The organism is Pseudomonas sp. NPDC077408 (assembly GCF_050269105.1).
Classification (GTDB): domain Bacteria; phylum Pseudomonadota; class Gammaproteobacteria; order Pseudomonadales; family Pseudomonadaceae; genus Stutzerimonas.
In genome coordinates this window covers 393,094-415,637 of record NZ_JBNNHS010000002.1, presented here as the reverse complement: position 1 = coordinate 415,637, position 22,544 = coordinate 393,094, and the positions used below count along the sequence as shown (strand labels likewise).

Here is a 22,544-nt window from a genome sequence, read left to right as displayed (position 1 = left end):
GGCGCCTCGAAGATCAGGGCGGTGACTGAAAGGTTCGGCGTGAAACGAGCCGACTGTCACATTATGGATAAGCGGTGGCCTGCTTACAAAGGCTTTAACGGCAGGCTTGCGGCTTTTTATGTGGGCGCAGGGCTTTCTTCTCGCATATTCCCGGGTAGATGGAGCAATAGCCAGGCGATGATCGGAATGGCCAGTGCCAGCCACAGCTGCTGATAGGCCAGCAGCGGGTTGGAGCTGAGCAGCAGCCCACCCCATGGGAGCAGAGCCATGAGCAAAACGCCGCCAGCCAACCCCGCCGCGGCCTGCAGGCGTGCAGGCCATTGCAGCAAGCCTGCATAAACCACCAGCAGAGCGCTCAGCAAACCCAGCGAAAGCGCATACGGCGCGCTCCAGCCCAGCTGCCTGGCCAGTTCAAAAAACGCGCATAACCCAATCACCACACGGCCCCAGGTGGGGCGGCTCCAGATCCATCTGCGCGACAGAGTCAACGCGACCACACCGACGAGCGGCAAGCCAAGCAGCAAGGTTGCCTGCAGCAGCCAGCGTTCCGCTTCGAGCGTATCAGCACCTAGTGCTAGGCGTGCCGCCGCGCATGCACCTGTCCCGGCCGCCAGACTGAACGCAAGCAGTGCCGAGAACAGAGCCGGTTGATCCGGCTCACCGTAGCCGCGGCGGGCGCTGCCGATCCAGATGGCGCTCGCCAACCCCGTCAGGGTCAGCAGCACGGCTTGTAGTAGATCGGGGATCAGGTTCATTTCAGCTGAGCGAAGGCGTGCTCGGCGGCATCGAAGGTGATCTGCAGCTCCTTATCGCCATGAGCGATGGAGGTGAAGCCGGCTTCGAACGCGCTGGGCGCCAGATACACGCAGCCCTCAAGCATCAGGTGGAAGAAGCGTTTGAAGCGCTCGGCGTCGCTGGACATTACGTCGTCGAACGTGACGATGTTGTCCGCTTCGCTGAAATACAGACCGAACATGCCGCCCACCTGGGTGGTGACGAACGGAATGCCGGCGGCTTCAGCCCGCTCTTTCAGGCCCTGCAGCATGCGCGTGGTGTAAGCGGTGAGCTCTTCATGAAAACCGGGGCGATTGATCAGCTTCAGCGTCGTCAAGCCGGCCGCCATCGCCAGCGGATTACCTGACAAAGTGCCGGCCTGATAAACCGGGCCCAGCGGGGCGATGCGCTCCATGATGGCGCGCTTGCCGCCAAAACAGCCGACCGGCATGCCGCCGCCAATGATCTTGCCAAAGGTGGTCAGGTCCGGGGTGACGCCGTAATGGGCCTGAGCGCCGCCGAGGGCGACGCGGAAGCCGGTCATCACTTCGTCGAAGATAAGCACCACGCCGTGTTTGTCGCACTGCTCGCGCAGCCCCTGTAAATAACCGGGTGCCGGCGGTACGCAGTTCATGTTGCCTGCGACCGGCTCGACGATGATGCAGGCCACTTCGCTGCCCACTTCGGCGAGCATCTGCTCGACAGCGGCCAGGTCGTTAAATGGCAGCGTCAGGGTGTGCTTGGCAAATGCTGCCGGTACCCCCGCAGAGCTGGGAACCCCTTGGGTCAGGGCACCTGAGCCTGCCTTCACCAGCAGGCTGTCGGAGTGGCCGTGGTAGCAGCCTTCGAACTTGATGATGCTGTCGCGCCCGGTGTAGCCACGGGCTAGACGGATTGCACTCATGGTCGCCTCGGTGCCGGAGCTGACCATGCGCATCATTTCCATGGATGGCACCAGACTGCAGACCAGCTCGGCCATTTCGGTTTCCATGGCGGTCGGCGCGCCGTAGGACAATCCGTGTTGCAGCTGATTGCGGACCGCGTCGAGTACGTCAGGATGGCTGTGCCCCAGAATCATCGGGCCCCAGGAACCGACGTAATCTACGTAGCGATTGTCATCTTCGTCGGTGACATAGGCGCCTTCGGCGTGCTTGAAGAATAACGGCGTGCCGCCAACGCTGCGGAAGGCGCGTACCGGTGAGTTCACGCCGCCTGGAATTCGGTTCTGAGCACTTGCGAAGAGGGTTTCGGAACGGGACATAGTGCCTCTCTCGATACAGGAATAGGTTTGAGGAGCACGGCGGCTGGAGCCGTGCCGTGTTCAATTAATAGCGAAGAGTTCGCTGAAGGCCTGCGCGCGGCGTTCGACCTCGTTCGCCGAATCGGCAGCGAACAAGGCGTGGACGACGGCGATCAGACTGGCGCCCTTGGCGATCAGGCCTGGCGCATTGTCCAGCGTCACGCCGCCAATCGCGGTGATCGGCACGCTGAACCGCTGTCGGGCCTCTGCCAGCAGTTCAGGCGTCGCCGAGGGCGCGCCGGGCTTGGTGTGGGAGTCGAAGAACCGGCCAAACGCGATATAGCTGGCGCCCTCACGGATGGCCTGCTCAGCCAGATCCAGGCGCGCATGACAGGTCGCTCCAATGATGGCCTGGCGGCCGAGCAGGGCACGAGCCGCTGAGAGCGATCCGTCTTCCTGGCCGAGATGCAGGCCGACGCCCAGGCGGGCGGCAAGCTCGGCATCATCGTTGATGATCAACTGGGCGCCGTGACGATCGCAAAGTTCGCGCAAGGCCTCGGCCTCGCGTAGACGCCGTCTGTCATCCTCGGACTTGTCGCGGTATTGCAGCAGCCGAGCACCGCCTTTGAGCGCCGCCTCGGCATAGGGCAGCAGCCGCCCGTCGGCCAAGAGTTTGCTGTCGGTGATCGCGTAGAGCCCGCGCAGTTTGGTGTCTTTCATGGCAGCGCTCCGGTCAGGCCAGATCCAGCGGCAGGCGTCGTGGAATATATTGGCCACGGCCTGGTGCTTCGGCGTCACGCAGGGTGCGCCAGGTGTAATCGAGGGCGGATTTCACCGCGCTGGCCAGATCCTCGCCCAGCGCCAGCCTTCCGGACAACGCACTGGCCAGGGTGCAGCCGGACCCGTGATAGCTGCCGGGCAGGCGCTGACAGCTGAAATCGTAGCGGCTGCCATCACGTGAGTAGAGTCGGTTGTGGACTTCGGTCTCGTCGCCATGGCCGCCGGTGATCAGCAGGTGACGGATGAAGGGCAACAGCTTTTCCGCACATTCATCGGCGCTGCCTTCCGGAAGCTCGGCAAGAATCCGTGCTTCAGGCAGGTTCGGGGTGGCTATGGTAGATACTGGAAACAGCCGTTCGCGCATGGCGTATCCGACTTCGTCCTTGCCCAGCGCGCCGCCGCCGCCGGCGCGCAGCACCGGATCACAAACCAGTGGGATGCCAGGCAGCTTCTGCATGATTTCCAATACGGTCTCGACCATTTCAACCGAGCCGAGCATGCCCAGTTTGACCGCGGCCACTGGCAAGTCGGCTATGACGGCGTCAGCCTGAGCCAGCACCCATTCGCGATCGAGCACGCGAAAGTCGGTGACGTTGACGGTGTCCTGAACGGTCAGTGCAGTGACCGCCGGGGCGGCGTGACAGCCCTGGGCGATAAGCGCTTCGATGTCGGCTTGTAGCCCAGCACCGCCACTCGGGTCGTGGCCGGAAAGGCAAAGAACGACAGGGCGGGAGCAATGGCCGGACATCGATGGGTTCCCCGAGTCATGGTGTGGTGGGTCCGGCCGAGGCTAGGCGCTGCCGGATTTTCATGGCGTGCGAGCTTATCACCAATCCTCCCGGGCAGCTCGCGCCGGCACGGGCTCGCGGTTGCCGCCGCGTACGTCCGTCCGGTGGGCACATAGCGTCGATTCTGTGGCGCCAGAACCATGTTAAAGTGCCAGCACTTAGCTTTGGCTGTGTGTATTCGGGAGAACGGGGGTTCTTCTGGCGCAGCTCGACGGATTGCCTCCCCATGCACCATATTCTTCTTTTACTGCTCGCCCTGCTGCCAGCGATGTCGGGTGCCGTCGAGCTCAACAGCAACACCCAGCGTCTTCCACTCGGCCAGGTCATGGCGGTGCTGGAGGACCCCAGCCGCGAAGCCACCATCGCTGAGGTGGTCGAGCTCGATGCCGCGGGGCGCTTCGTCGAGAGCGATGAGGATGTGCTCAATGCCGGTTACTCACGCTCGGCGTTCTGGCTGCGTATCGACCTGAACTACCGTGCCGAGGCGCCAGCTGAACACAGCCGCTGGTGGCTGGAGCTGGCGTATCCGCCGCTCGACCATCTCGACCTCTACCTGCCTGATGGTCGCGGTGGCTATCGCCTTGCGCAGCAGAGCGGCGACGCGTTGCCGTTCCATGAGCGCCAGATCAGGCAACGCAACCATCTGTTCGACCTGCAGCTAGCGCCTAACCAGCCACAGCGAATCTACCTGCGGTTGGAAAGTCAGGGCTCGATTCAGATCCCGCTCACCCTTTGGTCGCCAGTGGCCTACCTGGAAGAACAATCCGGGCACATCTATGTGCTAGCGATCATCTACGGCGTGTTGCTGGTGATGCTGTTCTACAACCTGTTCATCTACCTCAGCGTCCGTGATCGCAGCTACCTCTATTACATCCTCTACATCGCCTCGTTCGGCCTATATCAGGTATCGGTGAACGGCCTTGGCGTTCAGTATCTCTGGCCGAACTGGCCGTGGTGGGCCAATGCATCGACGCCATTTCTCATTGGTGCGGCGGGTCTGTTCGGCTGTCAGTTCGCGCGCAGCTTTCTGCATACCAGCGAGCACAGCCCCTGGATCGACCGTGCCCTGATGCTGCTGATGGGGCTGGGGGCGGTGACGATGATCGTATCGCTGACCTCCAGTTACGCGCTGGCGCTGCGGATGGCGACCTTCCTTGCACTCTGGTTCATTCTGATTATTTTCGTCGCCGCCATTGTGGCCTGGCATCGAGGGATGCGTGTTGCGCGTTATTTCTTGATCGCCTGGTCGGCCTTTCTCATCGGGGGACAGATCAACACGCTGATGGTGCTGGGGTACCTGCCGCATACGTTCATCACCATGTATGCCGGCCAGATCGGCTCGGCGCTCGAGGTGGCGCTGTTGTCGTTGGCCCTGGCCGACCGGATCAACATGATGAAGGAAGAGCGTGCCCAAGTGCTCATGGAGACCGGGCGTAAACTCGAAGCCATGAACCGCGAACTGGCCGAGAGCAACCGCCTCAAGGATCAGTTCCTGGCCAACGTCACCCACGAATTACGAACTCCGATGCACGGCGTGATCGGCAGCCTCGACCTTATGCGCACCCTAGAGCTGAGCGGCGAGCTTGAGCAATACCAGCGCATCGCAACCAGATCGGCGCGGGACATGATGCAGCTGGTCAATGACATCCTCGCCTTGACTGAACTGCAGGCGGGCAAGTTGCGGGTGAGCAACGCGCCGTTCAGCTTGCGGATGTTGGTCGATGAGCTTTATGCGGAATACGGCGCGCGGGCCGCAACGCGCGGGTTGAGCTTCGATCTCGAGCTCGATGGCCACCTGCCGGAAATACTGGTTGGTGACCCCGGCAAATTGAAACAGAGCCTTGGCTACCTGCTCGACAACGCCATCAAGTTCACCCTGCGCGGCGGCATCACACTTTCGGTCAAAGGATACGAGTCAGCGCCTGGTTACTCGCTCGATGTGACGGTGATCGATACGGGCGTGGGGTTCGATGCGCCGGTCGATGACTCGCTGTTTCAATACTTCCGCCAGCTCGATGGCAGCATGACCCGCCAGTACGGTGGGCTAGGAATCGGCCTGTCTCTGTGCAAGCAGCTGGTTGAGTTGCAGGGCGGAACGGTGTCCTGCCAATCCGAGCCGGGTCGCGGCAGCCGCTTCCAGGTATTGCTACCGGTAGAGCTGACCTGAACGTGCAACGCTGAGCGCCCGCGCCTAAGGCTGCGGCCTGTTTCGCCATTGCAACGCGCAGACTTTGGCCGAAACCTCACTTTTGCCCGGCGTACCTGCGTGCTTCACTTCTTTGGTGGGTGCCCACCAGCCGGTGCCCGCTCGGCCCGGCGATTCATCGCAGTGACAGCGGTAGCTATTACTAACCCCTAGTTGCATGCCGTCGGGCCCCTTGCCGCATCTGCCGAGGAGACCCGATATGAGCCTGCTGCAATACGCCGAAACCCACGAGGTGCTGAATCAGGTCCCGCCATTGGACGGTGCCAACCTGTACCGTCTCGACCTGCCGCTGCAGGACTGGGTGCGGCGATACCGGGGCGGCTGGGCCGAGTCGCGGCTGGATGCTTACGGCGCGTTGGCCGGTGGGCCCCTGATGGCTGCCGGGTTTCTGGCCAACGAGAACAAGCCGGTGTTCAAGAGCCATGACCGATACGGACACCGCATCGATCTGGTGGAGTTTCATCCGGCTTATCACCAGTTGATGAGTGCCGCCATTGCTCATGGCATCCCGTCACTGCCCTGGACCGATCCGCAATCCGGCGCCCAGGTGGCGCGTGCCGGTTTGATGTATTTGCACAACCAGGCCGAGGCCGGCAGCAGCTGCCCGTTGACCATGACCTACGCCAGCGTTCCCGCCCTGCGACAGCAGCCTGGGATTGCCGACGTCTGGCTGCCAACGATCCTCAGCCGGGAATACGACCCACGCAACCTGCCGATGGAGCAGAAAAGCGGCGTCACCATCGGCATGGCCATGACCGAAAAACAGGGCGGCACCGATGTGCGGGCCAACACCACTCGTGCCCATGCCGTCGGGGCGCGTGGTCCAGGCCAGGAGTACGAGCTGGTCGGGCACAAGTGGTTCTGTTCGGCGCCTATGTGTGATGCCTTCCTGACCCTGGCGCAGACCGAACAAGGCTTGTCGTGCTTCCTTCTGCCGCGGCATAGGCCCGATGGCAGCCGTAACCAGTTCTATGTCCAGCGGCTGAAAAACAAACTGGGCAACTGGTCGAATGCATCCAGCGAAGTCGAATACCGCGGCGCGCTGGCCTGGATGATCGGTGAGGAGGGGCGCGGTGTGCCCACCATCATCGAGATGGTCTCCTCGACCCGTTTTGATTGCATGATCGGCTCCAGCTCATTGATGCGCCAAGCGCTGACCCAGGCCATGCACCATTGCACGCATCGGCAGGTGGGCGGTCGTGCCTTGATTGAACAACCGCTGATGCAGAACGTGCTGGCCGACCTGGCGCTGGAGAGCGAGGCTGCACTGGCGCTGACCATGCGCATGGGGCGCGCGATGGACAATCCGTTCGACGAGCAGGAGGAGAAGTTCGCCCGGCTGGTCACGGCGATCGGCAAATACTGGATCTGCAAACGCGCTCCGGAAATGGTCGCCGAAGCCAGCGAATGCCTCGGCGGCGCCGGCTACGTTGAGGAGACGATCATGCCGCGCCTCTATCGCGAAGCGCCGGTGAACTCCATCTGGGAAGGCTCAGGCAATGTGCAGTGCCTGGATGTCCTGCGTGCGCTGTCCAAGGAGGCTGGTGTGCTGGAGGTACTGTTCGCCGAGCTGGGCGACGGTCATGGCGATGTGCGTTTGCAACATCACATCAAAGGGCTGCAAACGGCTTTTGCCGATAAAGGCGACATCCAGTACCGCGCGCGTCAGCTCACCGAAGACGTAGCCGTCGCGCTGCAGGCCAAGCTGCTGCTTGAAGCGGGTAACGATAAAGTCTCGGATGCGTTCATCGCCAGCCGCCTGGCGGGTAACGGCCGGGCCTTCGGCACGCTGCCGCGCGGCCTCGACATCAGTGCGCTGCTGGCGCGTAGTGCGCCGACCGAGCGCTAGGTGCGCCCGTCGCCTACTTGGGCAGGATCGCGCCGGCCTGCGGCGTTTGAATGTCCCGTTCGGGGATTTCCCAAATCACTAGCTCCGGCGGTGTTTCGCTGAAGTCACGGCTGGCGAAGTAGCGGGTAGCGGCGCCAGCGAACTCGCCGCCATCCTTGGCAAAGTTGCCTACCGCGGCGCCTACGGCCTGTTCGAGGAAGGCATGGAAATTTGAGTTCTGCGAGAACGAGGTGCCGATCAGCGCGATATTGGGCAGCTGCGCGTCGCCGAAAAGGTCATCTTCACTGAGAATGTCGCTGGCCTCGGCCTGTGTTTCGAAGCGGGTGGGGCGGACCCTTTCCTGTTCGGGCTGCAGCGCGGGCGGTAGCCAGTCGAGGCCAGCCAGGCGCGGAAGGTCGCCGGGGCGCGGCTGAGGTTCTCCGGGATGAGCGACCAGCGTTTTCGCCGGGCTGGGGTTCACCTCGGTTTGCTTCACCGCTGCGGCCAATGCGGCAGCGGCCGCCTGTGCACCGGCTTCACTCCAGTGAGTATCGGTGCGAAGAAAGGCCTCGGGCCCCAGCGTCGCGAGTACCGGGGTAAGGTTCAGGGTGCGTACGCCCGCCAGCTGCGCCGTCCAATCCCGGATTCGCGCCTCGAAACGCTCCGGCCGAGGAATACCGCACAACGCCTCGCGGACGATGCGCGATTTGTCCGGCACGATGGCGACGATCAGCTCAATGCCGCGACTGGCCAGATACTTGCGCACGGCGTTAACCTGTTCCGCTTTGGCGGCGGCGTTCGCGTCAGCCTCGGGATGGACCTTTAACTCGTCGGCGATGAACAGCCAGCCATCGCACCCTTCGCGCACGCGTGGTCCGAGGTCGTCGATTAGCAGCCAGCTGGCGGCACGTTCGAGGCGCGCGGCCTGCTCGGGAAAGGGCACATTCGCCAGTTCGTCGGCGATGCGGTGAGTCACCTCGCCATGGAGCAGCGCGTCCCAACTCGGGCGGCCTTCGATCAGGTCGACGCGGCCGGTATAAACCGCCCACAGGCAGGAAAGCAGGCCGCAGACGAAGAACAGCACAAGCACCACGCCGGCCAGCGGACTCAGCCGGACGCTGAGCTCGGAAGGTGGAACCGGTGCCGGAGAGGAGGGGAGCGAAGGAGTGGTCATCAGGCGGCCCTCAGAACTGGAAATACAGGAAGGGCACGGTTTCGCGGCTGGCGATCAGCGCGAACGACAGCAGGAAACCGCAGATCGGCCAGGCCGCGCCCAGCATAAGGAACCAGCGATCATCGCTCCAGCGCGCTTCGGCACGGGCCTGCCAGACCGGCAGGATAACGCAGACGATGCCGAGCATGGCGGCGATGCCGTGGGCCGGGCGCAAGGTTACCGCCAGGGCATCGCCGAGGCCGAAGCTGTGCAGGCCGAACTGCCCGGCGTACATCGACAGCGCACTGTCCAGGTCCGGTGCGCGGAACAGTGTCCAGGCGAGTGCCACGAACAGCAAGGTCAGTGCATGCGCGGGGAAGGCCGGCATGGCGCGCAGACCTGCCTGGTCCCAGGCGCGCGCCGCGCAAAGTGCCAGCCCGTGCAGCCCGCCCCAGAGCAGGAAGTTCCAGCTGTCGCCGCCGTGCCATAGGCCGGCAATCGCCATGGTCAGGAACAGGTTGCGGTAGGTGATCCACTCGCTGCGCCGGTTGCCGCCCATGGGAATATACAGGTAGTCGCGAATCCAGCTGGACAGCGACAGGTGCCAGCGGCGCCAGAAATCCTGGATGCTGCGCGCCAGATATGGTCGGTTGAAGTTCTCGGGGAAGTGAAAGCCGAGCATCAAGCCGATGCCGATGGCCATGGCGCTGTAGCCGGCGAAGTCGAAGAACAGCTGCATCGAATAGGCGAGGCAGCCGATCCAAGCGTCGACGAAGCTCGGCTGCTCCAGCGCGAAGGCGGTGTCGGCCAGCGGCGCCAAGCTGTCGGCCACCAGCACTTTCATGCTCATGCCGATCATGAAGCGTCGGGCGCCGAGGGAGAAGTTCATCCAGGTGGCGCGGCGCTGTGCCAGCTCCTCGCGTACCCAGTTGTAGCGAATGATCGGCCCGGCGATAGAGTGGCCGAACATCGATAGGTAGGTGGCGTAAGCGACGAAGCTGCGCTCGACCGGGACCACATGGCGATGCACGTCAACCATATAGGAAATCGCCTGCAGCACAATGAATGACAGCCCCGCCGGCAGCGCGACGTGTTGCCATTCCAGCGACATCGCCCCCATGCCCATCAGTAGCTCGCTGATTTGACCTGCCACCATATTGGCGTACTTGTACCAGCACAGCACCAGTACGTTCAGGACGATCAGCGCCGCGAGTACCCGCACCCTCGTCCTGCCCTGTTCGGGCAGGCGGTTGATCAACAGTCCTCCCAGCCAAGCGATGACCGTCAGCACGATGTGCAGCAATAGGAACATCGGGCTCAGCCAGCCGTAGAAGAACCAGCTGCCGACCAGCAGCACCGGGTTGCGCCAGCCAGCCGGGCTCAGGCTGTAGACCAGCACAAACGCCGGCAGGAAAAAGATCAGAAACTCGAGGGAGGCGAATACCATGTCAGTTCTTCAATTGGCCACTGTGTCCCTGGCCTGAAACAGGCGAGATCCATCTGCAGAAGGTGCCAGCATGACGCTGTAGCGCTCGCCGGCTTCCAACTGGCCGAGCGCCAGCGGCTCGCCCACCAGCTGACCGTCGCACAGCAGTTGCACCGACAGGTTCAGTGGATTGATCAGCCGCCGCTGGAAGCCGCCCATCGCCACTGCCTTGAAGATCGAAACGTCGCGCCCGGCGGCATTCAAGGTGGCGTTTTTGCAACCGCCGTCGAGGTTGTAGAAGGCCAGCGAGGACTTGAGGGCGCTGAAGTCGTCCGCCTGCTCACGCACCACGCGTACGTCCATCGTCTCGCCCTTGCCGGCGAGGCCGACAACGGTGACGAATTCGCCGGGCTTCACGGTAACGTTCAGTGCATGCTGCTGCTCGCCGCGGGTCAGTGTGCCCTGCACGGGCGTGCCGGCCGGCACCACCAAAAAGTCCGAGGCGGCGCTGTCGCCTTCAAGCGCTAGGGTTGCGCCAGAGCCAGCGGCGACTAGCTCAAGGGTACCGGGCGCTGCGCTGACGAAGCGCAGAAACGCCGAGTCTTCACTCGGGCCGGTGGGGTACAGCGGGATCGAGGCCGCCAAGGCAGACAGTGGTGCTGCCGCTAGCCAGGTAATCAACAGGCGTGAGCGGCTCATTGCTTGGCCCCTTTGGCGCCGAGGGCTTCAGGCGGGAGCTTGGCGATGGCGTCAGCGATACCTGCGCCCCAGCTCTTGTAGCCGGCAACAGTGAAGTGCTGGCCGTCGGTGGTCCGCCATTGCCCCGGCTTGGCCATCTTCAGCGAGTCGACGTAGGTGCAGGGCGCCACGTTGGATTCGAGAAACTTCGACATCAGCTGGGTGCGCGAATCGTTCTTCTTGTACATACCGCCTTCCTTGCCCCATGCCGGGCCTACCCACACGCACTTGGTGCCGGTAGCCGCGATGGCCTTGGTCAGGCTGGTGACGCTCTGCCAGGCCCAGGCCTTGGGAAAGGCCGGCTTGTCGTAGGAGGCCATGGTGTCGGCGATGACCAGTACCACCACGTCGGGCTTCTTCTGCGCGATTAGGTCCTTGATCGGGGTAGTGGTGGCTTCGCGGCCCTTGATCAGCAGCTTGCCGGTGCCTTGTTGCTCGGCGCCGCAATCGACCTTCTTGGTGGTCAGCCAGTCGGCTGCGCTTGCCCCGCAGGCCCCGATCGAGTGCACCTGTGCGCCTTTGGCGACGAGAGCGGCGTTGAGCGGCTCGGTCAGGTGGTTTTGCAGGCTCATGTGGCTTTCGCCGAGAACGAGCAGGGTGAGGCCGGCGAGGACGGACATCGTGTGGCTCCTGGGTATCAGTGGGCGTAGGGGGATTGGTAGGGGCTGATCGGTAAGGCCATTGGCCCGGCCTGATCCTCGAAGAGGTAGCGCAAGTACAAGCCGGTGTTCCACTGGCGATAGTCTTGGGCGTTATCAAGCCCGAGATGCCCGCCGAGAACGAAGTTCGGCGTCACGCGGTACTCTCCTGCGCCGTACAGGCTGTAGCCGAGGCTAGTCTTGCGGCTGCCCGCATACACTGCTGGTCGCCCGAGGACGCCGGACGCCGCTGCCTGCATATTCGGGTCGTTGGGGAAGTAGTCGGCGTCATCTTGATCAATGAACTGCAGGCCTACCGAGCCCTTGAGCTGATAGCTGAAACGCTCGTAACGCTGCGACCATGACACTGGCATGCTCAGCGCGAAGAATGTCTGCGGGCTGAAGTAGCCTCCATGGCCGTAGGTGTAGTAGCCCTGGTTTTCGGAGTAGCCGAACGCTGTGCTGCTGACGCCGAGCGTGAGCTGCTCGCCTTCTGTGTTGCTCAGGTACCAGTACACACCGCCGCCGAGTTCGGCACGGTTATTGTCGCTGACGTTGTTGCCCTCGAGCACATGGGCGGCGGCGTAGCCATAGGCACCTACGTTGCCATCGTCGTAGCCAAGCTCGCCGCGTACCCCATTGGCGGTCACGCCGCCCCATTGCTGACCGGTGCGCTTGTCTTCGGTGCCGGCGAAGGACAGCACACTGTCAGTCACCGCGCGGCGCGATGCGCCCGCCTTCCAGTGTGCGTGGCCGGTCGAGCCAATCGGCCGCTCGATGCTGACGCCGCCCACCGTCGTGTCGTAGAGAAAGCCGAGCGGGGTAGTACCGAGGTCGGCCTTCAAACCGATATTCTCATGCGCGTAGGCGACGCCGATGCCGACGCCGCTGGCTTTCTGCGAGCCGGGCGAGTCGGCAGAGGCAAGCGGGCCTGCGCCAAAGCGACCGCGGGCGTCTTCGCCGACGCTCGAAGCATTGAGTGCCACGGGCGTTACGCGCACCGCAACTCGACCGTTGCCCACCGGAAGGTTGGCTTCTGCGGGTGCCTCGATGCGAGTCAGGCGTCCAAGTCCTGATTCGCTGTCGTTTCCCGAGACCTGCAGGCCCTGCACCAGGTAAGGACTACGTGCCTCGGAAATCTCGGCCAGTGCGCGTGCGGCGGGGCTCAGATCGGCGCGTGGATCGACCGGTTTCGGCGGCATAGCAAAGGGATTGCCAGACACGCTGGCCTGGCTGGCGACCCGGCCCGTCGCGCTTGCCAATCGATCCGACGCGGTCGGCACTGGCGCCAGCGGGTCGGCCGCTTGCAGCCGCTGCCCCGTCTGGCCCGGCAAGCCAAGGAAGGGGTTGGTGCTGTTCTGCTGGACCGTGGTGGCTGCGTAGGCGGCCCGCTCCTGGCGCTTTTCCTGCGCGACCACTTGCTTGAGCAGCTCCGCGGCCTGCTGTGTCTTGCCTTGGCGGCGGTAGAGATTCGCTGCCGCGGTGAGGACCTCGGCATCGGCCGGGGCAAGGCGCACGGCCTGCTGGATGGCCTGGTCGGCGAACCCGTGGTCACCCGCCTGTGTGGCGGCTTCGGCGGCACCTAGCTGCAGCCGTGCGTCGTCGGGGTTGCGCTGCAGCAGGGGGCGGTAAAGGTCGAGGGCTTTGGCTGGCGTACCGCCATCGGTGTACATGCGCGCCAAGGCCGAGTTCGCCAGCGCATCCTGTGGGCGGGCGGTCAGTGCTGGCGCGAGCATGTCGTAAGCAGCGACCAGATCGCCCTGTTCGCGAAGCCGGTCGGCTTGGCGCACACGATAGATGTGCAGCAGATCGTCGTACTGGCGGCGTTGTGCAGCGTCAAGCTGTTCGGCCTGAAGCGCACGCATCAGCGAAGCCGCTTCGGCATCCTGATTGGCGCTGAGCAGGACACCGATGTACTGCAGTGTCAGGCCGGTGTTGCGGCCGGGGCTGCGGGCCAACAGATCGCGCATCATCGTCATAGCCCGCACCGGGTCGCCGGCGTCGGCGTAGGCCTGTGCCAGTGCCGACTGGCGCTCGGGCCGCCCCTCGGCCAGCGGTTCGGTGCGGGCGAGGAAGACCCGGGCGTCCTGCTTGCGGCCGGCAGCGGACAGCTGACTGATCTGTTGCAGCTGCAGCTGGAAGGTCGTGTCGCTGGTCAGCTGCTGAATGTCGGCGGTGCGCGCGGATACGGGAATTCGCCGCAGCGCCTCGTCTGCCTTCTGCCATTCCCCGAGTTCGGCGGAAAGCAGGGCACTGACGTACAACGCCTGGGGATCGTCGGGGTTGGATGTCAGCAGGCCGTCGATCAGCGACCTTGCTTCGGGAGCGGCGCCCAGCTGCAGGTAGATACGCGCCAGCGCGAAGCGTGCCCAGGCATTGTTCGGGTCGTGCTGCAGGGCTTGCTCAAGTGCCTGCCGCGCCGCGGCCTGGTCGCCTTTGGCCTCGGCAATACGGGCACGCTGCAGTGCCTGGTTTGCCCGCAGCTCGCCGAGATTGCCTAAGGCATCGCGGCTTTCGGTGGGCAGTTGGTCGATCAGTGTCAGTGCTTCTTCAGTGCGCCCGGCCTGCACCATCGTATCGATCAGACCGCGCTGGGCGTCGGTGTCGGCCGGCTTGCGCTGCAGCACCTGCCGGTAGTCCGCTTCAGCCTGTACAAAATTACCGCTGGCCAAGTGGATGTTGGCTCGCTGGCGCAGACCTTCCAGGTTGTTCGGTTGCAGCGCGATGGCCTGCTGCACCAAAGCCAGGGCAGCGTTGCCCGAAGCCTGGCGACTGCTGTCTAGCAGTCGCCAATAACGCACTTCGTCCAGCGCTTTCTTCCAACTGCCGCCACGCGGCTGCCGTACCGCCTTCTTCAGTAGGAGTTCGGCGTCCTCAAGCTTGTCCTGCTGCTGGCGAACCACTCCCAGGCCACCAAGTGCATCGGGGTCGTTGGGGCTAGCCTTGAGGCGCTTGGCGAAGGCTTCCTCGGCGCTTGCAAGATCCTTGCGGTCGAGCGCGGCCAGGCCGCGCGCAACGTCCGGGTCAGGCTTCCACTCGACTGGCTTGGCCGGAGCCTTGCGAGCCTTGGCCAGTAGCGCGCGGATCTCGTCGTCGTCCGGATGGGTCTTCAGGTAGTGTTCGAACAGAGGGGCATCGGCCGGCTTCGGCTCGCCGATCCAGGTCAGTGCCAGGCGCCAGCCTTCCTCGGCGTAACCTTGTATGTCTTCGCGCGCCGTAAGTTTAGCCAATGCCCGGATGCCCTCGGGGCGCGTCGTTTCGCGGCGGGCAAGATGCTGGGCGAGGAACAGCGCGGCGATCGAGTCTTCCGGCCGCTCGCGTACCAGCCGCTCCAGGCCGGCACGGGCTTCGGTCCAATGCTCGTCCAGAAAACCGAGGTTGTTGTAGAACTCGCGCGCAATGAGCCCCTGCGGCTCGCGCTTGCCCAACAACTGACGATAGTGCTGGACGGCTTGCGCCCGCTCGCCATTGTCGACCAAGAGGCGGGCCTCTTCGAGCGCCTTGCTATTGACCGAGCTGGAAAGGTGAATGTCCTGCTCAAGCTGCAACGCCTGCCGGGGAAACGGCTCCACGGCTTGGAGCCGCGCGAGATATTTGCGCGCCTGTGCTGTGTTGCCCTTGTCCAGTGCAATGGCACCCATGCCGTAGAGCGCGTCTACCTGAGCGGCATCCAGTTCCAGCAGGCGGTTCCAGGCTTCAGCGGCCCGCTCGGGTTTATCCTGCGCCTGCCAGAAATGGCCTTGCCGGATCAGCAACTGCTGCGGGTCGTCCTGGGCGAGTGCTGTCGGCAGGCCGAGCGCCGCTAGCAGGCCAAAGGTCAGCGCGTGATATCTGAACATGTGGTGTTCCAGAGAGGTTGCAGGTTGCCGTCAGCGGCAAACCGGTAATGACCGTCAGCCCAGCCGAGGCCGAACAAGCTGAGCATGTAGTTGTAATAAACCGGCGGGGCCTTACCCGCGGGTGCGTCGAGGGCCTTCTCGAGCCCTTGGCGGGCGCGCTGCGCCTGTTGTTTGGCCAGCCGGGTCTTGCCCTTTGCGTGCAGGTAGGGCACGAGGGCTGCGGAAAATCCGAAGGGGGCGTCGCCTTCGGCTTTGCCGCTGGCGACCTCAACGCGTTCGGGCGGGATGCCGCGGGCCGCGGTGGCTGAGCCCATGCCGTGCACCGCTTGCAGCGTGGGCGCGGCCAGTGGATCGGCTGCCGACGTCATCCCTGCCCACAGGTACACACGGATGGCATCGTAGCTGCCGGCGCCACCCTTGAACGGATCGATCTCAAAGTGACCCACGCCATTCTCGTCGAGGCGATAGCCCACCCAGTCTGCAGCGAAGCCGTGCGGTGCTGAGCGCTGCAGGGCGACGGTGCTGGCCGCTGCGATGTTTGACCAGGGACCGGCCGGCTGCTCGGCGGCCAGTCGGCGCAGCAGCGGCAGGGGTTGGTAGCTAGGGTTAAAGCGCCAGAGCCGCTCCTCGGAATGCTCAAACCCGACCGGGCCGGGCAGCAGCATGGTGCCCAGGCCGGGCAGATCGGCGGTTTCCTTGGTGATGACGTTCGCCAATAGCTGCTGGGCATCGGCGCGGTATTTGGGGCGGTCCCACAGGCGTGACGCCTCGAGCAACGCGTAGGCGAACCAGAGGTCGGCATCCGATGCGGCGTTGATGTCCTGGCGTTGCCACACGCCATCCTTGCCCCTGCCCCATAACCAGGCTGGCAATTGGTGGTCGAGGTCGTTGCCAGCGAGGTTCTCGACGCTCCAGCGCCAGATCCGTTCGAATCGGTCACGATCGTTCGCGACCAGCGAAAAGAACAGTGCGTACGACTGGCCTTCAGACGTGCTGTGGTGCGGTTCGAGGGAGGATTCGAGCACCCTGCCGTCGGCCTGCACCCAGCGGTCGGCAAACTGCTCCCACATCGGCCACTGGCCCTGGCACTGATCTGCCCGTGCCGGGGTTGCAATCGGCAGGGCGATGATCAACATGGCCAGGGTCCGAGCTTGGCGGGCGCGTCCAGGCATGCTTCAGCCTTCCAGACGACGTCGCGCCTTGGCGCGCAGTACTACATAGAACACCAGGCTCAGCAGCGCCACGGCCAGTCCGGTGGCCAGCAACATCATGAACACGCTGCCCGAGAGCAACCACTGCAGGTACTTGAACCAACCCAGCGTGCCCACATGGTAGGTCTCCTCTGCGACCAGCGAGTCGACGCGGCTACCGTTGACCACTGCCAGGCTACCCTCGATGCTGCCTTCGTACTGCTCGCCACCGATCAGCGCATCGGTCAGTTCGCTCAGCACGGTAGGGTCGGCACTCGCCAGTACCACGACGGTGCGACCTGGCTCGACTGGCGACTCGAAGCCGGCGATGAAGCTGCGGGTACGGTCGCCGGCCAGCGAGACGCTCGTCCGAGCGCCGCGGTGGTTCACTCCAGCATCGGGGCTCAGCCAGTCGCGCATGCGCCAGGTCAGGTCCGACAGTTCAAGCCGCTGAGTGGTGCCATTCAGGGCAGCCGGCAGATGCTCGTTCCATGCCCGCAACACTGGCAGCTCCTCACTGCCAGCGATAACCAGCAGGTCCTTGCCGCGCAACTGTTCAGGGTCGGCGCCATCGGTTACCTGCACCGCTGAGGCGGGGTAGCCGGTGGATTCGCCAAAACGGCCGAGCACGGTCAGGTAGGCGGCGATTTCCTCCTGAGAGGGGGCGGACGCAAGCACTACTGCTGTTTCCGATAGATCGGCCAGGCGAGTGAAGGGGAACCCGCTGCCCTGGAATACGCCGAGGTTCGGCATCGCAATGAAATGGTTGTAGTGGCTCAGGTCAAGATAGGAGTCAGGCTCGATGCTGCCGCGCATGTTGTCGATAATGATGTCGCGGCACTCGCCTTGCTTGATGAAGTCGTACATGAAGCGGAACTCGAGGGTCGAATTCAGCGGCAGGTCGGTCAGCGGCAGATCGATATCCGTCTCGCGCAATAAACTGTCGTCGCTCTTAAGCAGGTCCAGCAGATTCTGGTCCTCGCCAAGCCTTTCCACTGAAGGCAGAGGCAGCGACTTGAGGTATTTTCCGTTTGCGCTAACCAGTAGCGAGGAATTGGTCGACACCGGCTGAGGCGTGTAACGGTAGCGCAGCTTGAGCGTCGGGTTTTCCTCGTTCCAGCCGAACAGGTCGGGGGGGAGGCGCACTGGGATGGAAATGGTGCCCGGATCGTAGCCCGAGACGCTGAGTGCCTTGTTGGCGATCAGCTCGCCGATACGTACCGGGCGGTCGCTGGGTAGCCAATTGGGTGCGTCATAGGGCTGGCGCGGCGCGAGGTTGACGACTTCTCCAACGGTCAATCGCTCGCCAGCCAATGTCTGGCTGCCAAGCGCCAGGGCCGCTGCGGCTTCCTTAAGCTGTGAGCTGTCCGCGCCGGCCACAACCAGCAGCTTGCCGTAGGGGTCATTGGGGTTATCGGTCATCGCCAGGGTTGGCTTGGTGACTTCCTCGACACCCAGCAACTGCGCCGCTGCGGCGCCGGTAGCCAGCACGACGGCGTGGCCCTGGTCGGGCAGCTCGGCGAAGCTCACCGGGAAGCGAGCGGTGCGATAACTAGCCAGGGCGCCGAACCAGGACGACAGCGCGCCTGCAGCCTCCAGTTGGGTGGCGTTCGGCTTGCTCATGAACACAAACGGCAGGGTCAGTGCACGAGCATCGCGGCGATCGAAAAATGGCTGTGGCAGTCGGCCGAGGTCGTTGGGCAGCGTCAGCGGTGTGGTCTCGATGGTTAGGGTGCTGCGATTGCTGACCTTGGCCCACAGGCTGGTGTGCTTGGGGTCTTCGCAGGCCATAGTGTAATGACCGATCAGCTGCAGGCTGAGCCGGTTGAACTCGGTGACCAGGTGCGGCGGGATCTCCACCAGTTGCTGCTGACGAGTGCCTGCGGTTTCGGTCGGCAGCATCAGGGTGGCAGCGACCTCGTCGTTGACTAAAACGTTGAGCTGCGACAGATCCGGCAGCAGGGCTGGCGAGTAGCTGTAGTTGAGCTGCAGCCGAGCGCCGGTAACGACTTGGTCAGCGCGCACGTCAAAATTGACGCTATCGATGCCTTCGATGCCGCGCAAGGTCATGGGGTAATTGGCGCCGAGCTGGCGCAGGGTAAGCTGCTGGCTGTTCGCTGCGTTGCTCGCTGCGATCAGCTGTATTGACTCGGTCGAGACGGCTTCTGGGGCGGCGTCCTCAGCAAGTGCCGACAGGGCCAGCGTGCTGGTCATGACGGCCAAGAGAGTGGTAACGGAGCGGCGCAACGGGAAGTCGACCTGCTTGCGGAGATTCATGTGTTCCTCGGGACAATTACCGGACCGGAAACTTTTGCGGTGCGGCGAAGCTGGATTTCTTCGAGAGTGGCTTTGTAGAGCTGGCGTATTCCGCGTAGGCCGACTCGCGAGACATCACGCAGAGCGCTCAGTGGAGTGTCGGCCCGGCTGTTGCCCCAGGCGTCTGCCCAAATGTCGGCGCGGCTGAACGTTAGTTGGGCCAGCTCGTACTGCTGTGCGGTGTTGAGCTGGTTGAAGTGCAGGCCGATGGTCTGGTCGCGACTGAATACTACGGTCGCTGGGAACGAGCTTTCGTAATCATCAAGATAAAGGGAGGCGTCGACCGTCGCCCCGCGCGGCACGGTTACCCCCGTAGGTAACTGAATACCAATCCCGCGCTGGGAGAAATCAAGGGTGTGGCAGGCGATGGTATAGCCATCGCCCAGCGCCAAGGTGGCGTTGATCCGGGCATTGACTCTCGGCTCGGCACGCATCTGGCGGCTTTCGCTGGCCACCGCCACCGCGGCGCTGGTGATGATGACGTTGTACAGCGTCCAGATCAGGTTGATGACTAGCGTGGAGGCACTGGCATCGGCGTCGAACGCCAGCTTGCCCAGCCCGACCGCTAAACCGAGCAGGTTCAGGCCCAACACCACGATGTAGGGGCGCGCCATCATCCAGTCGAAGTAGCCTCGGTCAATGACCCCGCCCTTCGCTGTGACGTTGAATTTGCCAAGCTTGGGGTTGACCAGCGCCAGCAGCACCGGCGGCATGATGTACCAGGCCAGTACCGTCTCGTAAACCTCGTTCCAGAATGAATGACGGAAGCGGCCCTGAATCGCGGAGTTGGTAATGCTGGCGTGCAGGATGTGCGGTAGCGCATAGGCTGTGATCAACAAAGCCGAGGCCTGGAACACCTGCGCTTCAAAGAACAGGTAGGCCAGCGGGGCGGTAAGGAACACTAGGCGCGGCAAACCATAGAAGAAGTGCAGCATGGCATTGACGTAGCACAAGCGTTGGCCGAGCTTGAGTCCGCGCCCGAGTAAAGGGTTGTCAGTGCGGAATATCTGCGCCATCCCGCGAGCCCAGCGGATGCGCTGGCCGATATGCCCCGACAGGCTCTCGGTGGCGAGGCCCGCTGCCTGGGGGATCGCCAGATAAGCTGTGTTGTAGCCCAGGCGGCTCAGCTTTAAGGCGGTGTGGGCGTCCTCTGTCACTGTTTCGACCGCCACGCCGCCGACTTCTTCTAGCGGGGCGCGTCGCAGGATGGCGCAGGAGCCGCAGAAGAAGGTGGCGTTCCACAGGTCGTTGCCGTCCTGTACCAGGCCGTAGAACAGCTCGCCTTCGTTGGGTACTGCACGGAAGGTTTCGAGGTTCTTCTCGAACGGATCGGGCGAAAAGAAATGGTGTGGGGTTTGTAGCAGTGCCAGCTTCGGGTCCTTGAGAAACCAGCCGATGCCGATCTGCAGAAAGGAGCGGGTCGGGACGTGGTCAGCGTCGAAGATGGCGACGTACTCACCATCGGTCTGCTTGAGCGCCCAATTCAGGTTGCCAGCCTTGGCGTGGAAATTATTCGGGCGAACGATATAGCCGATGCCGACTTCTTCACAGAACTGTCGGAAGGTTTCGCGGCGGCCATCATCGAGCACGTGCACGCGCAGTTTGTCTTTCGGCCAGTCGATCATGTGAGCGGCGATGGCGGTAAGACGCACGATTTCCAGCGGCTCGTTATAGGTCGGGATGAAAACATCGACTGTCGGCCACAGGCTGCGGTCGGCCGGTAAAGGCAGAGGTTTGCGCCGCAGCGGCCAGGCGGTCTGCAGGTAGCCGAACATCAATACTGTCAGGGCGTAGAGTTCCGCCAGCAGCAGGCCATAGCCGAACACCGCATCGAGCGGGTTCTCGAAGCCCAGCGAAGACGTCAGCCGCCAGTACATATAGCGCAGCGAGGCAATCACCGACAGTGTGATCATGCCGATCTTCACCCATTGGTGGTTATGCTTGCGAAGCAGCAGCACGGCAACCAGGCAAAAGGCTGAGAACAACAGTTGTGCTTGCAGGTCGAGCGGTGCGGCCACTACCGGAACGAGCAGCGCCAGGCCTATGGCTGCCAGAAGCATGCTGCCCAAACGGCCGGTCAGCCAGCGCTCCTCGCTGAGTGCACGCAGCCTTGTCACTAACGACGTCGGGGTGGGGCTCACTTGGTGGCACTGCCTTCTGAAGCGAAGGGCAGTTGGCCCATGAAAGTCTGGGCGAACCGGACCAGGTCCTGGAAACCTTGGCCGTTGGCGTCCTGTTCGAGCGCGGTACGGTTGTAGGCCAGCGCATCGGATACTGACTGGTCGCGGTGGATCATGCCGACCATTCGCTCGCCCACGGCTTGCTGCATGATCAGGCTGACGTCGCGGTTGAGTTGTCGGGAGTGGTCGACCTGATTGATTAGATAGCTACAACCGATAAAGTCGTCGCGCTCACCGACGTAGCTACTGATCAGCTTCTCGGCCATTGGCAATGCTGTATAGGAACTCGCGTCGGGAAGGCTTACAACGAGCGCCTGGCGAGTGATCGCCAACGCCTGCCGCAGGTAAGGTGATGGTCCCTGCGGCGTGTCAAGAATGACGACCGCGCCATCGGCAAGCTCCATTGCTTCGAGATGACGCCCCAGCCAATACCGGTCACGGTCCAGAAGCTGCTCAAACGCTTGGCGCTCGTTCTCTTCTATCAGGCCGTGCGGCAGCAGGGCCGGTCCGGCTGTGGTTGCCATACATAATGACCGCCAGTCCGAAGTGCTTTCGCTCGTACTGGCTATGCCGCGAGCGGCATCTTCTATCGAGCGCTGATTTAGAGGCTGGGCGTGATGAATGAGTGCGTTTTGTGGGTCAAGATCTACGAGCAGCACCGATCGGCCCAGGTTGGCCAAGCCTACTGCGAGGTTTGCAGCAATCGTGCTTTTTCCGACGCCGCCTTTACTAGACATGACAGTGACTACATTCACCTGGCCCAAAGCAGGCGCGAGCGGTTCGATGAGTTGCTCTTGCGATGCTTTCGCTGTTGCGTTGGCGATAGCTTCGTTTTCAGCCAGCTTCAGCTGGGCCAGTAGATCCTGCAGTCTCTCGGCAGGCCAGTCAGTTCGCTCGGTTTTGCTTTGAGAAGGATGCGCAGCTGAGGGTGCATCAGATGGACAAGAAATTGGCGCGACGATAGATGCCTTCTTTTCCACGGTCGGGCCGGGGAGCTGAGCTGCGCTTGGTGAGTCCGCTTGCTGTTCGGGCGTTGCGCTTGCCGCTAAGGCGGGCCAGTGACCGACGGAGACTTGGTCTCGCCCTGCGCGCGAAACCTCTTGGTACTGTTCAGGGGCTACATCGATCTTTCTAAAAAGGCCGAGGATGTCGCTCGAAATGCCCATTCCGAAGCTCCAGATGTAAAACATGTTCAATGGGGATCACAGCCAAGCCTGTGTTGCGCTTATCACGGCGACACTTATCGGGTGGCAGTCTGCTTTTTGGAGGTCATGAATCTGTTGAGCGAATGATGGCATACTGCCATTTCAGATGACAGTGCCGTTTGTCAACCTTTTTCTGGCGTCTACAAATTGACGCTCTGTTTGCTTGAGGTTATCAGTGGCGGAAAACTGTCGCTCGCCGATTGCTAGCAAGTTTGATTCCCATAGACGCTCCGCTTGTCGCCA

General features: G+C 63.0%; 15 protein-coding genes. 2 read left to right on the top strand and 13 right to left on the bottom strand.

Features of this window, described 5'->3' with window-relative positions; genetic code table 11:
* Positions 1-116: 116 nt before the first annotated feature.
* Genes ACQKEK_RS06980 through ACQKEK_RS06965 form a run of 4 tightly spaced genes read right to left on the bottom strand, consistent with a single transcriptional unit; the run spans position 117 to position 3,542 of the window.
* Complete coding sequence (locus ACQKEK_RS06980; RefSeq protein WP_499141770.1) at positions 117-755, bottom strand: hypothetical protein; 639 nt, start codon at positions 753-755, stop codon at positions 117-119.
* Positions 752-2,035: a glutamate-1-semialdehyde 2,1-aminomutase gene (gene hemL / locus ACQKEK_RS06975; protein ID WP_499141768.1), complete on the bottom strand. Its 1,284-nt coding sequence runs from the start codon at positions 2,033-2,035 to the stop codon at positions 752-754. The genes ACQKEK_RS06980 and hemL overlap by 4 nt, the downstream gene beginning before the upstream one ends.
* A 60-nt stretch (positions 2,036-2,095) precedes the next feature.
* Positions 2,096-2,734, bottom strand: a complete 639-nt coding sequence (gene thiE / locus ACQKEK_RS06970) for a thiamine phosphate synthase (RefSeq protein WP_499141767.1) — start codon at positions 2,732-2,734, stop codon at positions 2,096-2,098.
* A 13-nt stretch (positions 2,735-2,747) separates the two neighbouring features.
* Positions 2,748-3,542, bottom strand: a complete 795-nt coding sequence (locus ACQKEK_RS06965) for a hydroxymethylpyrimidine/phosphomethylpyrimidine kinase (RefSeq protein WP_045424087.1) — start codon at positions 3,540-3,542, stop codon at positions 2,748-2,750.
* Positions 3,543-3,808: 266 nt separating this feature from the next.
* Here ACQKEK_RS06965 and ACQKEK_RS06960 point away from each other — a divergent pair, with 266 nt between their 5' ends.
* On the top strand, positions 3,809-5,749 hold the full coding sequence (locus tag ACQKEK_RS06960) for a sensor histidine kinase (RefSeq protein ID WP_499141766.1): 1,941 nt from the start codon (positions 3,809-3,811) through the stop codon (positions 5,747-5,749).
* A gap of 238 nt (positions 5,750-5,987) precedes the next feature.
* The gene (locus ACQKEK_RS06955; RefSeq protein ID WP_499141765.1) at positions 5,988-7,637 is read left to right on the top strand and encodes an acyl-CoA dehydrogenase family protein; all 1,650 of its coding nucleotides are present in this window, start codon (positions 5,988-5,990) and stop codon (positions 7,635-7,637) included.
* Positions 7,638-7,650: 13 nt separating this feature from the next.
* Here the strand turns inward: ACQKEK_RS06955 and ACQKEK_RS06950 are convergent, their stop codons facing one another.
* The 9 genes from ACQKEK_RS06950 to bcsQ all read right to left on the bottom strand — a co-directional run bounded on the left by ACQKEK_RS06950 (position 7,651) and on the right by bcsQ (position 22,262).
* The gene (locus ACQKEK_RS06950; RefSeq protein ID WP_499141764.1) at positions 7,651-8,790 is read right to left on the bottom strand and encodes an alginate O-acetyltransferase AlgX-related protein; all 1,140 of its coding nucleotides are present in this window, start codon (positions 8,788-8,790) and stop codon (positions 7,651-7,653) included.
* A gap of 10 nt (positions 8,791-8,800) precedes the next feature.
* Positions 8,801-10,216, bottom strand: coding sequence for an MBOAT family O-acyltransferase (locus tag ACQKEK_RS06945; RefSeq protein ID WP_499141763.1), 1,416 nt, complete (start codon positions 10,214-10,216; stop codon positions 8,801-8,803).
* A 9-nt stretch (positions 10,217-10,225) separates the two neighbouring features.
* On the bottom strand, positions 10,226-10,894 hold the full coding sequence (locus tag ACQKEK_RS06940) for an alginate O-acetyltransferase AlgF (protein ID WP_499141761.1): 669 nt from the start codon (positions 10,892-10,894) through the stop codon (positions 10,226-10,228).
* Positions 10,891-11,553 carry an SGNH/GDSL hydrolase family protein gene (locus tag ACQKEK_RS06935; protein ID WP_499141759.1) on the bottom strand — a complete coding sequence of 221 codons (663 nt, stop codon included), beginning with the start codon at positions 11,551-11,553 and terminating at the stop codon, positions 10,891-10,893. Before ACQKEK_RS06935 ends, ACQKEK_RS06940 begins: the two co-directional genes overlap by 4 nt.
* 17 nt (positions 11,554-11,570) lie before the next feature.
* On the bottom strand, positions 11,571-15,410 hold the full coding sequence (locus ACQKEK_RS06930) for a cellulose biosynthesis protein BcsC (RefSeq protein WP_499141757.1): 3,840 nt from the start codon (positions 15,408-15,410) through the stop codon (positions 11,571-11,573).
* The gene (gene bcsZ, locus ACQKEK_RS06925) at positions 15,389-16,546 is read right to left on the bottom strand and encodes a cellulose synthase complex periplasmic endoglucanase BcsZ (protein WP_499141755.1); all 1,158 of its coding nucleotides are present in this window, start codon (positions 16,544-16,546) and stop codon (positions 15,389-15,391) included. Before bcsZ ends, ACQKEK_RS06930 begins: the two co-directional genes overlap by 22 nt.
* A gap of 39 nt (positions 16,547-16,585) precedes the next feature.
* A complete protein-coding gene (gene bcsB, locus ACQKEK_RS06920; protein WP_499141753.1) occupies positions 16,586-18,877 on the bottom strand; it encodes a cellulose biosynthesis cyclic di-GMP-binding regulatory protein BcsB in 2,292 nt (763 codons plus the stop codon).
* The gene (gene bcsA / locus ACQKEK_RS06915; protein WP_499142222.1) at positions 18,874-20,976 is read right to left on the bottom strand and encodes a UDP-forming cellulose synthase catalytic subunit; all 2,103 of its coding nucleotides are present in this window, start codon (positions 20,974-20,976) and stop codon (positions 18,874-18,876) included. Before bcsA ends, bcsB begins: the two co-directional genes overlap by 4 nt.
* A 77-nt stretch (positions 20,977-21,053) precedes the next feature.
* Positions 21,054-22,262 (bottom strand): cellulose biosynthesis protein BcsQ, encoded by a 1,209-nt coding sequence (gene bcsQ, locus ACQKEK_RS06910; RefSeq protein WP_499141751.1) that lies wholly within the window; start codon positions 22,260-22,262, stop codon positions 21,054-21,056.
* Between the last annotated feature and the right edge of the window lie 282 nt (positions 22,263-22,544).

Excerpts from the sequence above, each read along its gene's own strand:
- ACQKEK_RS06980 (WP_499141770.1), bottom strand. The coding sequence starts at position 755 with ATGAACCTGATCCCCGATCTACTACAAGCCGTGCTGCTGACCCTGACG.
- hemL (WP_499141768.1), bottom strand. The coding sequence starts at position 2,035 with ATGTCCCGTTCCGAAACCCTCTTCGCAAGTGCTCAGAACCGAATTCCA.
- thiE (WP_499141767.1), bottom strand. The coding sequence starts at position 2,734 with ATGAAAGACACCAAACTGCGCGGGCTCTACGCGATCACCGACAGCAAA.
- ACQKEK_RS06965 (WP_045424087.1), bottom strand. The coding sequence starts at position 3,542 with ATGTCCGGCCATTGCTCCCGCCCTGTCGTTCTTTGCCTTTCCGGCCAC.
- ACQKEK_RS06960 (WP_499141766.1), top strand. The coding sequence starts at position 3,809 with ATGCACCATATTCTTCTTTTACTGCTCGCCCTGCTGCCAGCGATGTCG.
- ACQKEK_RS06955 (WP_499141765.1), top strand. The coding sequence starts at position 5,988 with ATGAGCCTGCTGCAATACGCCGAAACCCACGAGGTGCTGAATCAGGTC.
- ACQKEK_RS06950 (WP_499141764.1), bottom strand. The coding sequence starts at position 8,790 with ATGACCACTCCTTCGCTCCCCTCCTCTCCGGCACCGGTTCCACCTTCC.
- ACQKEK_RS06945 (WP_499141763.1), bottom strand. The coding sequence starts at position 10,216 with ATGGTATTCGCCTCCCTCGAGTTTCTGATCTTTTTCCTGCCGGCGTTT.
- ACQKEK_RS06940 (WP_499141761.1), bottom strand. The coding sequence starts at position 10,894 with ATGAGCCGCTCACGCCTGTTGATTACCTGGCTAGCGGCAGCACCACTG.
- ACQKEK_RS06935 (WP_499141759.1), bottom strand. The coding sequence starts at position 11,553 with ATGTCCGTCCTCGCCGGCCTCACCCTGCTCGTTCTCGGCGAAAGCCAC.
- ACQKEK_RS06930 (WP_499141757.1), bottom strand. The coding sequence starts at position 15,410 with ATGTTCAGATATCACGCGCTGACCTTTGGCCTGCTAGCGGCGCTCGGC.
- bcsZ (WP_499141755.1), bottom strand. The coding sequence starts at position 16,546 with ATGTTGATCATCGCCCTGCCGATTGCAACCCCGGCACGGGCAGATCAG.
- bcsB (WP_499141753.1), bottom strand. The coding sequence starts at position 18,877 with ATGAATCTCCGCAAGCAGGTCGACTTCCCGTTGCGCCGCTCCGTTACC.
- bcsA (WP_499142222.1), bottom strand. The coding sequence starts at position 20,976 with ATGCTTCTGGCAGCCATAGGCCTGGCGCTGCTCGTTCCGGTAGTGGCC.
- bcsQ (WP_499141751.1), bottom strand. The coding sequence starts at position 22,262 with ATGGGCATTTCGAGCGACATCCTCGGCCTTTTTAGAAAGATCGATGTA.